Annotated in this window: 2 protein-coding genes; both read left to right on the plus strand. The window is 73.0% G+C overall.

Going from position 1 to position 13,447, the window contains the following annotated elements; all coding sequences use genetic code 11:
- Positions 1-33: 33 nt before the first annotated feature.
- Complete coding sequence (locus tag ACH4SP_RS37495) at positions 34-11,964, plus strand: SDR family NAD(P)-dependent oxidoreductase (RefSeq protein ID WP_398422033.1); 11,931 nt, start codon at positions 34-36, stop codon at positions 11,962-11,964.
- 268 nt (positions 11,965-12,232) lie between these two features.
- Positions 12,233-13,447, plus strand: coding sequence for a cytochrome P450 (locus tag ACH4SP_RS37500; RefSeq protein ID WP_398422035.1), 1,215 nt, complete (start codon positions 12,233-12,235; stop codon positions 13,445-13,447).

Consider the following 13,447-nt stretch of genomic DNA (forward strand, 5'->3'; position numbering starts at 1 on the left):
GGAAGCGCGGTCCGACGAGCAAGGAAGACGCAGATGAGCTTTGCCCAGCTGAACGACGGTACGGCGGCACCCCTGGCAGACGCCGAGGACATAGCCGGCTTCCTGCGTGAAGCCGTCGCGGAAGCTCTCGGCGTACGCCCCGCCTCCCTGGCCGCCGACCGGCCGCTGCGCGACCTCGGACTCGACTCCGTACGGCTCACGGCTCTGGTGGCCGCGCTCTCGCAGCGCCTCGACCGCGCCGTGCCCAGCTGGACCGTGTGGCAGTACCCCACCATCGCCGCGCTCTCCGCCCACCTGGCCGAAGGCGGCACCGGCCGTCCCGCGCCCGCCGCCGTCCCCTCGGCAGGACCGGGCCGCGCGGCTCCGGACGAGCCCGTCGCCGTCGTCGGGCTCGGCTGCCGGCTGCCCGGCGGCATCGAGACCCCCGACGCGCTGTGGCAGGGCCTGCGCGAGGGGATCGACGCGATCCGCGAGGTCCCGGCCGACCGCTGGAACGCCCGCGAGTGGCTGGACCCCGACCCCCGCACGCCCGGCAGGATGAACACCCGCTGGGGCGGATTCGTGGACGGCATCGCGGAGTTCGACGCCGATCTGTTCCGCATCTCGCCCGCCGAGGCCCGGCAGATGGACCCGCAGCAGCGCATGGCGCTGGAGGTCGCCTGGGCCGCCTTCGAGGACGCCCGGATCGTCCCGACCGCCCTCTCCGGAACCCGCACGGGCGTCTTCCTCGGCACCATGGCGCAGGAGTACCACCTGGCCACCGGCGCGGACGCCGACACCATCGGGACGCACTCCGCCGTCGGCTGGGACAACTCCGTCGTCGCGGCGCGCATCGCCTACGCACTGGGCCTCCAGGGCCCCGCCATGGCCGTCGCCACCGCGTGCAGCTCGTCGCTCACCGCCACCCACCTCGCCGTCCAGAGCCTGCGCCGCGGCGAGAGCGACCTCGCGCTGGCGGGCGGCGTCAACGTCCTGCTCAGCCCGCACACCACCGTCGCCATGACCAAGTTCGGAGGCATGAACCCCGACGGCCAGTGCCGTGCCTTCGACGCCGGTGCGGGAGGCTACGTACGCGGCGAGGGCTGCGGCGTCGTCGTGCTGCGCAGGCTCTCCGACGCGCTGGCCGCGGGCGACCGCGTCTACGCAGTGATCCGCGGCACCGCGGTCAACAACGACGGCGCGTCCAACGGGCTCACCGCCCCCAACCCGCAGGCCCAGGCCGACGTGGTGCGCACCGCGTGGCAGGACGCGGGCGTCGATCCGAAGGACGTCTCCTACGTGGAGGCGCACGGCACCGGCACCCTCCTGGGAGACCCGGTCGAGGCGCAGGCGCTCGGCTCCGTGTTCGCCGAGGGCCGCGAGGAGCCCCTGCGCATCGGCTCGGCCAAGACCAACTTCGGCCATCTGGAACCCGCGGCCGGCGTCCTCGGTCTGATCAAGACCGCCCTCGCGCTGCACCACGGCGAACTCCCCGCCAGCCTGCACTTCGACGAGCCCAACCCGCACATCGACTTCGACGGCAACAAGCTCCGCGTCGTCGCCGAACGGCAGCCGTGGCCCGCCGCCCGAACCCGTTACGCGGGCGTCAGCGGGTTCGGCTTCGGCGGCACCAACGCGCATGTGGCGCTGGCGGAGGCCCCCTCGCGCGGCCGCCGCCTCGTCCCCCTCACCGCCGACAGCGCGGATGCGGTGCACGAGGCCGCCGCCGCGCTCGACGCACGGAACCAGCCCGTACGCGGCACGGACGGTGCGGACACTGCTGACGGCGCTGACGGTGCGGACACTGCTGACGGCGCGGGCAGCTCGGACGGCACGGGCCCGTACCGTGCCGTCGCCGCGCTGACCGGTTCCGGCGGGGCCGCACTCCTCGCCGGTCCGGTACGCACCGGCGCGCGGGGCTCCCTCGCCCTCCTCTTCTCCGGCCACGGCTCGCAGTGGCTCGGCATGGGCCGCGACCTGCTCACCGTGCCGGCCTTCCGCACCGCGCTCGCCGCGTGCGACGACGCCGTACGGCATGTCACCGGCTGGTCGGTGACCGACGAACTCACCGCCGACCGGGCCCACAGCAGGCTGGACCGCACCGACGTCGTACAGCCCGTCCTCTTCTCCGTGCAGGTCGCCCTCGCACGCACCCTGTCCGCCTGGGGTGCGGAGCCCGACGTCGTCCTCGGCCAGAGCATCGGCGAGGTCGCCGCGGCCGTCGTCGCGGGCGCCCTGCCGCTGGACGAGGGGGCCCGTCTCATCACCACCTGGTCGGCGTTGATCGCCGAACGCGCCTCGGGCCACGGAACCCTCGTCGTCTGCGACCTGACCGACGAGGAGGCCCACCGGCTGACCGGAGAGAACGGCCGCGCGCTCTCCGTCGCCGGACACCTCGCACCGGGACAGGTCTGCCTGTCCGGTACGACGGACGCCGTGGCCGCCGTGGAACGGGAGCTGGCCGAGCGCGGCGTGCGCACCCAGCGCGTCAACATCGACTACGCCTCCCACAGCGACCAGCTGGCGGACCTCGCCCCCGAACTCGTGCACAGGCTCGGCACGTTGCGCACTCTCCCGGCCGCCGTCCCCTTCTGGTCGACCGTCGTGGGCGACTTCGTCGACGGCACCGCCCTCGATGCCGACTACTGGGCCCGCAACATGTGCGCGCCCATGCTCCTGTCCGGGGCCGTCACCTCGCTCGCCCGTGGCGAAGCCGCCGGCACCCACGGCCTGCACCTCGTGGAGATCGCCCCGCACCCGGTCGCCCGGCACTCCGCCGAGCGGACCCTCGCCGCGCTCGACGACACCCGGGCCGACGTCCTGGCCGCCTGCCACCGCGAGGTGCCGGGCCCGCAGGGCCTGGAAGACCTGGCGGCCAGGCTGTGGTGCGCCGGCCAGGACATCGACTGGGACGCCGTCCACGCCCGCACCGAACTCCCCCCGCTCCAGCGCCCCGTGACCCTCACGGTCTCCGGCAGGTCCGCACAGGCCCGGGCCGACAACGCCGCCCTGCTCGCCGACCACCTGGAAAGCACGCCCACCGCCGGCCTGCTCGACGTCGCCTACAGCGCCGCATGCCACCGCCCCCACCTGGAGCACCGGGCCGCGATCACCGCGGGCAGTGCCGACGAGGCCGTCGCGGGCCTGCGTGCGCTGGCCGCCGGGACCGCGGACTCGGGTGTGGCGGAGGGTGTCGTGGGTGGGGGTGAGTTGGCTGTGTTGTTCGGGGGGCAGGGTGGTCAGCGGGTGGGGATGGGGCGTGGGTTGTATGAGGCGTTTCCGGTGTTTCGTGCGGTGTTTGATGAGGTGTGTGGGGTGTTGGATCCGTTGATGTCGCGTCCGTTGAAGGAGGTGTTGTTTGCGGATGCGGGGTCGGGTGCGGGTGCGGGTGCGGGGTCTGGTTGTGGTGTGGGTGTGTTGGTGCATGAGACGGAGTTTGCTCAGCCTGCGTTGTTTGCGGTGGAGGTGGGGTTGTTCCGTTTGTGGGAGTCGTGGGGTGTGGTGCCGGGTGTGGTGGCGGGGCATTCGGTGGGGGAGTTGGCGGCTGCTTATGTGGCGGGTGTGCTGGGTCTGGGGGATGCGGCGCGGTTGGTGGTGGCGCGTGGGCGGTTGATGCAGGGGTGTGAGCGTGGGGGTGTGATGGCGTCGGTGGAGGCGTCGGAGTCTGAGGTGTTGGGGGTGTTGTCGGGGGTTGTGGGCCGTGTGGGTGTGGCGGGTGTGAATGGTCCGTTGCAGACGGTGGTGAGCGGGGACGGGCCCGCGGTTCTTGAGGTGGTGGAGCGGTTTACGGGGTTGGGTCGGCGTACCCGGGTGCTGGAGGTGTCGCATGCGTTTCACAGTGCGCATGTGGAGGTGATGCTGGAGGAGTACGCGGGGGTGGTGGCGGGGTGTCGGTTGGGGGCGCCGCGGTTGGGGTTTGTGTCGTCGGTGACGGGTGAGTGGGTGGGCTCCGATGTTGCTGTGGGTGTGGGTGTGCGGGGGGTGGAGTACTGGGTGCGGCAGGCGCGGGATGCGGTGCGGTTCCTGGATGTGGTGCGGGTGTTGGAGGGTCGGGGGGTCGGCCGGTATCTGGAGTGTGGTCCGGCGGCGGTGCTGTCCGCGATGGCTGCGGAGTGTGTGGTGGGTGAGGGGGCGCGGTTCGTTGCGTCGCAGCGGCCCGGTCCTGATGGGGTGGTGGACGAGGCGGGTGCGCTGTTGCGTGCCGTGGGTGAGTTGCATGTGGCGGGGCAGGAGATCGCCTGGGAGCGGGTGCTGGAGGGTGGGGTGCCGGTCGGGTTGCCGACGTATGCCTTCCAGCGCAAGCACTACTGGCCCGACCAGAAGACGTCCACGACCTCGAAGAACACCCCGCCGCAGCGCTCACAGGCCGAGGACGCCCTCTGGCAGGCCGTCGGCAGCGGTGAGACCGACAAGGTCTGTGCGCTCCTCGGCGTGAGCGACGCCTCGGCCGTCACCGCCCTCCTGCCGCACCTCGCCACCTGGCGCGCCCAGCAGGACCGCGCCGCCGGCCTCGCAGGCTGGAGCCACGAGGAGGTGTGGCAGCCGTCCGCCGTGCCGCGCACCGCCCCCGCACCGCGCGGCCACTGGCTGCTCGTCGCTCCGCCCGCGGCCCTGGCCCTCGCCGAGCAGATCGCCGACGCGCTGACCGCCGCGGGCGCGCAGGCGCACCTCCGCCCCGCCGCCGACGACCGCACCGCCTGCGCCGAACTGCTCGGCGAACTGACGGCGCAGCTCGGCGCGGAGAGCCTGAGCGGCGTCCTCGCCCTCACGGCGACCGACACCACGCCGCACCCCGGCCATCCCGCCGTGACCACGGGCGCCGCCCAGAGCCTGGCCCTGGTCCAGGCGCTGTCCGACGCGTCCGTACGCGCCCCGCTCTGGTTCCTCACGCAGGGCGCGGTCGGCGCCCACACAGCGGACCGGGCGCCCGACCCGGCCCAGGCCCTCGTCTGGGGCCTCGGCCACGTCGTCGCCCTCGAACACGCCGACCGCTGGGGCGGACTCGTCGACCTGCCCGACGCGTTCGACGCGACCACCGCACGCCTGCTGCTCGCCACCCTCACGGCGCACGGCGCCCCCGACGCCGAGGAGCACGTCGCACTGCGTCCCGCCGGACGCCTCGTGCGCAGGCTGCGCCGTACGGACACCACGGCCGCCGTACCGGCCTGGACGCCCCGCGGCACCGTCCTGATCACCGGCGGCAGCGGCGCCCTCGCCGCCCATCTCGCCCGCCGCCTCGCCGCCCGCGGCGCCGAACACCTCGTCCTCGCCTCCCGGCGCGGCCCGCAGGCCGACGGCGCCGCCGAGCTGACCGCCGAACTGGAAGCCACGGGCGCCCGCGTCACCCTCGTGGCCTGCGACGTCACCGACCGGCACCGGCTCGAAGAGCTCCTTGCCGCACTCGACCGCGACGAGGCGCCCCTGCGCGCCGTCCTGCACACCGCCGGCGTCCTCGACGACCGGCTCGTCGACCGCCTCGACACCGAGGCCCTCGCGGCCGCCGTGAAGCCCAAACTCACCGCGGCCACCCATCTGCACGACCTCACCCGCGACCGCGAACTCGACGCGTTCGTCCTGTACTCGTCGGTCGTCGGCGTCCTCGGCAACATCGGCCAGGCCAACTACGCCATGGCCAACGCGGCCCTGGACGCCCTCGCCGCACAGCGCACGGCCGAGGGGCTGCCCGCCGTCTCCATCGGCTGGGGCCCGTGGGCGGACGGCGGCATGACGCACGGCACGGCCGAGACGCAACTGCGCCGCACCGGCCTCGTACCGATGCCCGCCGAACGGGCCCTGGACGCCCTCGACGCGGTACTCGCCCACGGCCGTACGACCGTGGTCGCCGACATCGACTGGGAGCGGGCCGCCGCCGCGTACACCGAGGGCCGCGACCGCCCCTTCCTACGGGAGATCCCCGAGGCCCGCACCGCGGCGACGGAGCTTCCGGCCCCGGCCGGCGACCCGCTGCGCACCACCCTGCTTGCCCTGCCCGAGGACGCCCGCGCCCACCACCTGCACGGCCTCATCGCCGCCGAGGCCGCTGCCGTGCTCGGCGTGCGCGACCCCGCGACGCTCGACCCCGAACGCGGCTTCAAGGACCTGGGCTTCGACTCGATGATGGCCCTGGACCTCAGCGCGCGCGTCCAGCGGCGCACCGGCGTCACGACCCCCAAGACCCTGATCTTCGACCACCCCGACCTGGCCTCCGCCACCCGGTGGCTGCTCGACCGGCTCGCCCCGGAGCTCACCGGGGCCGCCGCGACCACGGACCGCACCGGCGACGCCGCCCTCCCCGGTACGGCCACGACCGCCGCACCCCGCAGGACCGACGAACCGCTCGCGGTCGTCGGCGTCGGACTGCGCATGCCCGGCGGCGCCCACGACCTGGACAGCCTCTGGGAGGTGCTGGCCGAGGGCCGCGACACGGTCGGCGAGATACCGGCCGACCGCTTCGACATCGACGCCTACTACGACCCGGACCCGGATGCCGAGGGCAGGACGTACGCCCGGCACGCCTCCTTCCTCGACGACGTGGCCCACTTCGACGCGTCCTTCTTCGGCATCAGCCCGCGCGAGGCCGAGCCGATGGACCCGCAGCACAGGCTGCTCCTCGAAGCGGCCTGGAACTCGCTGGAGGACGCCGGGATCCGCCCGCGCGACCTGCGCGGATCCCGCACCGGCGTCTTCGTGGGCGCGGGCGTCGGCGAGTACGGCAAGCACCGCGGGGGCCCGACGCCCGACACGTACTCCCTGACCGGCACCCTGTCGAGCTTCAACGCGGGACGCCTCTCCTACCACCTCGGCCTGCAGGGCCCCGCGCTGTCCGTCGACACCGCCTGTTCCTCGTCGCTGGTGGCACTGCACCTGGCCGCCGAGGCACTGCGCAACGACGAGTGCGACCTGGCCCTCGCGGGCGGTGTCCAAGTACTCGCGGATCCAGGGGCGTTCGTCGCGCTCAGCCGCTCCCACGCACTGTCCCCCGACGGCCGCAGCAAGGCCTTCTCGGCCGACGCGGACGGCTACGGGCGCGGCGAGGGCGTCGGCGTGCTCGCCCTGATGAAGCTCTCCGACGCACTCGCGGGCGACCACGCCGTGCTCGGCGTCATCCGCGCCACCGCCGTCAACCACGACGGCGCCAGCAGCGGCATCACCGCCCCCAACGGCTCCTCGCAGCAGCAGGTCCTCCGTGCCGCGCTCCGCTCGGCCGGTCTGTCCGCCACGGACGTCGACTACGTCGAGTGCCACGGCACGGGCACCTCCCTCGGTGATCCGATCGAGGTGCAGGCGCTGGCCGCCGTGTACGGGGAAGGCCGCGAACCGGGCTGCGAACTCGGCCTCGGTACGGCCAAGAGCGTCATCGGACACCTGGAATCGGCGGCCGGCATCGCGGGCGTCTGCAAGATGCTCGCGTCCTTCCGCAACGACGCGCTCCCCGCCACTCTCTACAGCTCGCCGCGCAACCCGAACATCGCGTGGGACGACTTGAGCGTGCGCGTAGTGGACGCACTGGAGCCGTGGCAGCGTGACGAGTCCCGGGTACGTCGGGCGGGTGTGTCGTCGTTCGGTCTGAGCGGTACGAACGCGCACGTGATCGTGGAGGAGGCGCCGGCCGGTGAGGTGGCGGACGTCGCGAAGGTGGCGTTGCCGGTTCCGGTGGTCGTCTCCGGGCGCGACGAGACAGCTGTACGGGAGCAGGCGGGGCGCTGGGCCGAGTGGCTGGAGGGCCGGGAGGACGTTTCCCTCGCGGATGTAGCGGTGACGGCGGCCCGGCACCGTACCCATTTCCCGTCGCGTGCTGCGGTGACCGCGGGCAGTGTCGGTGAGGTGGTTGAGGGTCTGCGTGCTGTGGCTGATGGGCAGTCACATGCAGCTGCTGTGCAGGGAGTTGTGACCGGTAGCCCGGGCAAGGTTGTGTTCGTGTTCCCGGGTCAGGGTGCGCAGTGGGCGGGGATGGGTCGTGAGCTGCTGGCGTCGAGTGAGGTGTTCGCGGCGGCGGTGGATGCGTGTGACGTGGCGTTGAGGCCGTTCACGGGTTGGTCGGTGCGTGAGGTTCTGGCGGGTGCGGGGGGTGTGCATCCTCCGGTGGACCGGGTGGATGTGGTGCAGCCCGCCTTGTTCGCGATGGGCGTGGCCCTGGCTGCGGTGTGGCGGTCCTGGGGTGTGGAGCCGTCCGCCGTGGTGGGGCACTCACAGGGTGAGGTGGTGGCCGCTGTGGTGAGCGGTGCTCTCACTGTGGAGCAGGGCTCTCGGATCGTGGCGGCCCGCTCGCAGGCGGTACTGGCCTGCGCCGGTCAGGGCGGTATGGCGGTCATCGAACGGCCCGTGGCGGAGGTGCAGGACTTCCTCACCCCCTACGGAGAGGCGCTGTCTGTCGCGGCGGTGAACACGTCCGGTTCGACGATCGTGTCCGGCCAGACGGCCGAACTGGCCCAGCTGGTGGGTGAGTTGCAGGGGCGGGGTGTGTTCGCGCGGACGATCCGGGTGGACTACGCCTCGCACAACGCCCAGATGGACCCGCTGCTGCCGGGCCTGGCGGAGGAGTTCACGGACCTGGCCCCGGCGTCCGGTGACATTGCGTTCTACTCCACGGTCGCTGGTGGTCTGGTGGACGGTACGGCGCTGGACGGGGACTACTGGTGCAGGAATCTCCGCCAGACGGTGCGCTTCGACAAGGCGCTGGAAGCACTTCTGGGTGATGGTCACACGGTGTTCGTGGAGGTGTCGGCGCATCCGGTCCTGTCGATGCCGTTGACCGACGGCAGCGCCGAGCACAACGGCATCGTGGTCGGCTCCCTGGCCCGCGAGCACGGCGGCCGGGAACAGCTCCTCCGCAATCTCGGTCTGCTCCATGTCCAGGGTCACCCCCTCGACTGGGACAAGGTCCTCCCCGCTCGCGGTGCTGTCGTGCCGTTGCCGACGTACGCCTTCCAGCGCGACCGCTACTGGCTCGATGCACCCCGCCCCACCGGTGACGCCCCGTCCCTCGGTCTCGATGCCTCCCGGCATCCCTGGATCGGTGCCGTTACCGAGCTCGCCGACGGCGAAGGGCACGTCTTCACCGGCCGTCTCTCGCTGGTGGACCAGCCGTGGCTGAAGGACCATGCCGTCTTCGACACCGTCCTCGTCCCCGGCACCGGACTGCTGGAACTGGCCACCGCCGCCGCCCACGAGGTGGGAGCGGCCGGTGTGGCCGAACTGACCCTGCTTGCACCGCTGGTGGTCGACGACGCGGTGCGGATCCAGATGGCGGTCGGCGCGCCGGGTGAGGGCGGCCGTCGGCCGTTCTCGCTGCACAGCCGTCCCGACGGAGCCGGGGGCTCCTGGACGCACCACGCGAGCGGCGAACTGCTGGAGGAGCTGGCCGACATCACCGTCGGCCCCTCGGCCGACGCCTTCGCCGAGCTGCGCCGCTGGCCGGTCGCCGGGGCGGAGCAGGTCGAACTCGACGGAATCTACGAGCAGTTCGCCGCCCAGGGCATCGACTACGGCCCGGCGTTCCGGGGGCTGACCGAACTGTGGCGCAAGGGCGACACCGCCTACGGGCTCGTACGCCTCCCCGACGGGTGCGACGGCGCCGACCACGCCCTGCATCCCGCGCTCCTCGACACGGCCCTGCACGTCATGAAGGGAGTGTCCCCCGCACCGGGCGAGGAGGAGCAGGACGGCGCCCTGCTGCCCTTCGAGTGGAGCGAGGTCGAGCTGTACGCGGTGGGCGGCCAGGAGTTGCGCGTACGGGTGGACGTAACGCCCTCCGGCAGCGGCCGGGAGATCCAGGTGTGGGCCTGCGACGCGGCGGGCGAGCCGGTGGCCCGTATCGGCGGTCTCCATTTGCAGCGGGCCACGGCCGAACAACTGCGCGCCGCGCGCGGCAGCGTCGCCGACGCCCTGCACCGACTGGAGTTCCAGCCACTGGAGGCACCGGCACCGGCACCGGAAGCGGCACCGGCCGCTCAGGGACCGGTTGCCGATGCCGTACTCCACGGACACGGACACGTACACAGCCACAGCCACGGCCACGGACACGCGCAAGGCGAAGGCGGCCTCGCCGCGCTCCTGGACGTACCGCCACTGTCCGACGTGGACGCGCTGACCGCGCTTCTCGACGCCGGCGGGCAGCGGCCCGCCCGGGTGGTCGTCGACCTGACCGGCAGGCCGCCGCTCGACAGCAGCGCACCCGAGGCCGCCTACGAGGCCACCGCGCACGCACTGGGACAGCTGCGGGAATTGCTGTCCGACGAACGCCTGGAGGCGACGGAGCTCGTCTGGATCACCCGGGGCAGCGTCGCGGCCGCCCCCGGCGACCGGCTTGAGGGGCTGCCCCACGCACCCCTGTGGGGGCTGATCCGCACGGCCCGCGCCGAGCACCCCGAGCGCAGCCTCCGGCTCGTGGACCTCGGCCCGGACGAGGCCGGCCGGGACCTGGTCGCGCGTGCCGTCGCTCTCGCCGGTGAACCCGAACTCGCCGTACGCGAGGGCGAGTTGCGCGCCGCACGCCTGGTGCGCGCCGACGTCGCGGACGAAGGCGGCGCAGGCGACGGGGGCGGCGTGGGCGACGTGGGCGACGGGAGCCCGGCCATCCGCACCGTCGATCCCGAGGGAACCGTTCTGATCACCGGCGGCACCGGAGAGCTCGGCCGCGAGACGGCCCGGCACCTCGTGCGCCACCACGGCGTGCGCCACCTCGTACTGACGTCGCGTCGCGGCGCGGACGCCCCCGGCGTGCCGGAACTCATCCACGAACTGCGGGAAGAGGGGGCGGCGCGCGTACGCGTGGTGGCCTGCGACGTCACCCGCCGGGACGACGTGGCGCAGGTGCTCGCCCTCGCCGATGAGGACCGGCCGTGGACCGCGGTCCTGCACCTCGCCGGCGTTCTGGACGACGGCATCCTCCTCGGTCAGGACGCGGAGCGGCTCGCCCGTGTGATGGCTCCGAAGGCCATGGGCGCGTACCACCTGGACGAGCTGACCCGGGACCTCGACCTCGCGGCCTTCGTACTGTTCTCCTCGGCGGCCGGCACCGTCGGCACGGCGGGTCAGGGCATCTACGGCTCCGCCAACGCCTACCTCGACGCCTTCGCCGCCCACCGCCGGGCCGGGGGCCGGCCGGTCACCAGCCTCGCCTGGGGGCTGTGGCACCAGGCTGGCGTCGGCATGACGTCCCACCTGGGAACGGCGGAGCTGGAGCGGATGGGCCGCCAGGGCATCGCACCGCTCCCCTTCCAGGAGGGCCTGGCCCTCGTCGACGCGGTCCTGGCGCGCCCGGCGGACAACTTCGTACCCGTGAAGCTCGACCTGCGGGCGGCGCAGCGGGCAGTCGACGACGGGGAGCAGGCGCCCGCGCTGTTCCGGGCCCTGGTGCGGCAGCACCCCAGGCGCGCCCGCGCTGCGGCAGCGGTACCGGCAGCCCCCACGGGCTTGCGCGAGCAGCTCGCCGCCGCGCCCGACGAGGAGCGGACCGAGCTGGTGACACGCCTGGTGCTCCAGGAGGTGGCGACCGTGCTCAGCCTCGGTTCGGCGAGCGCGCTCGACCCGGACATGGTCCTCAAGACGCTCGGCCTCGACTCGCTGATGGCCGTCGAACTGCGCCGCGCCCTCTCGGCCGTCACCGGGCTTTCGCTGCCGTCCACCCTCGCCTTCGACCATCCGACGCCCACCGCGATCGCCCGGCTGCTCCTGACCCGGATGGAGCTTCCCGCTGCCGGGTCGGAGCTTCCCGCGGCGGGGTCGACCACGGACGCCACGACGGCCTCCGCCCCGACACCCTCCGGCGAGGCGCCGGAGGCCCTGCTCGGCTGGGCGCTTGAGCGGCTCTCCGCGGACCTGCTGCACCGCAGCGGCCTGCTGGACAAGCTGGTGGAACTGGCGCACGAGGAGAGCCAGGACGGCGCGAGCACCGGGCCCGCGGCCCCGAGCGACGAGGAGAAGTCGGTGGACGATCTCAACGCGGAGCTCAACGCACTCCTGGAGGCCTCGGGTCTCGACTGAGGCCCACGGAGCCCTGGCCGGGCGGGCTTACGGGACCCGGGCCGGGCGGGCTTACGGGACCCGGGCCGGGCGGACCGCGATCTGCCCGGCCCTCCCGGTCCGGCCCCGCCGGTCTCCCCGTACCGCCTGTTCGTCGCCCGCCCTGTTCGTCGCCCGCCCTGTTCGTCGCCCGCCCTGCCCGTCGCCCGCTCTGCCCGTCCGGGCCCGTGTGCTTGCCGTACTGTCCATGCTCAAGCGGGCCTCTACACAGCCCCGTCATCCTGCGGCCATGACGGATGAGACCCTCGCCATCGAGCCCACGTTCTTCAACAACCCCTTCCCGACCCTGAAAGCCCTTCAGGAGGCAGGGCCGGCCCGCCTCGTACGGCTGCCGGACGGGGTCGAGTGGTGGGTCGTCACGCGCTACGACGACGTACTCGCGGGCATCGCCGACCCCCGCCTGAGCAGTGCGGCGAACGACCACATGGCCAACGACAGCGAGCTGCCCACGACCGAGGCGATCGTCAACGCCAACAACGCCACGCGGCGTTCCCTGGTGAACATCGACCCGCCGGACCACACCCGGCTGCGCAAACTCGTGGTCCGGGCCTTCAGCGCCAAGCGCATCGACGGCCTGCGCCCCCGAGTGCAGCAGATCGCCGACGACCTCCTCGACACCATGGCGGCGGGCGACAACGAGACCGACCTCATCGAGGCCTACGCGTCCATGCTGCCGATCCGTGTGATCTGCGAGCTCCTCGGCGTGCCCGAGGACCACGAGGCCCTGCGCGCCAAGACGGGAGCGGCCTTCCAGGTCGTCAAGGACGACGAGTCCATGACGAGCATGGCGCAGGCGTTCACCTGGCTCATGGAGTACGCCACACAGCTGATCCGAGACAAGCGCGAGCAGCCGGGCGACGACCTGCTCAGCGACCTCATCGCCATCCAGCAGGAGGACGACGGACGCCTCGACGAGGAGGAGTTGGCGGCGATGGCCCTCACACTGCTCCTCGCAGGTCACGAGACGACGGTGCAGCTCATCGGCAACGGCATGAACGCCCTGTTCAACCACCCCGACCAGCTGAACACGCTGCTGACGCGACCCGAACTGATCCCCGCCGCCGTCGACGAACTGCTGCGGTTCGACGGGCCGACCAACCCCGGTGTCGCCCGGTACGCCACCGAGGACCTGACCCTCGGCGGGGTCGACATTCCGCGCGGCGCGCTGGTGCTCCTCTCCGTCGCCGCCGCCAACCGTGACGCCACGCGCTTCGACAGGGCAGACACGCTCGACGTCACCCGCGACGCCTCCGGCCACCTGGGCTTCGGCCACGGAATCCACTACTGCCTCGGCACCCGCCTCGCCCGGCTGGAGGGCTCGATCGCGATCGGATCGCTACTGCGGCGCTTCCCCGACATCCGGCTGGCGATCCCGGCCGATCAGGTGCGGTGGCGGCTGGGGATGGTCCGTGGACTCACCGCGCTGCCCGTCGCGCTGAAGTAG

The organism is Streptomyces sp. NPDC021093, from assembly GCF_044333135.1.
Lineage (GTDB): Bacteria > Actinomycetota > Actinomycetes > Streptomycetales > Streptomycetaceae > Streptomyces.

What these genes read in the sequence shown, in the direction of transcription:
- ACH4SP_RS37495 (WP_398422033.1), top strand. Translation starts at nt 34, where the DNA reads ATGAGCTTTGCCCAGCTGAACGACGGTACGGCGGCACCCCTGGCAGAC.
- ACH4SP_RS37500 (WP_398422035.1), top strand. Translation starts at nt 12,233, where the DNA reads ATGACGGATGAGACCCTCGCCATCGAGCCCACGTTCTTCAACAACCCC.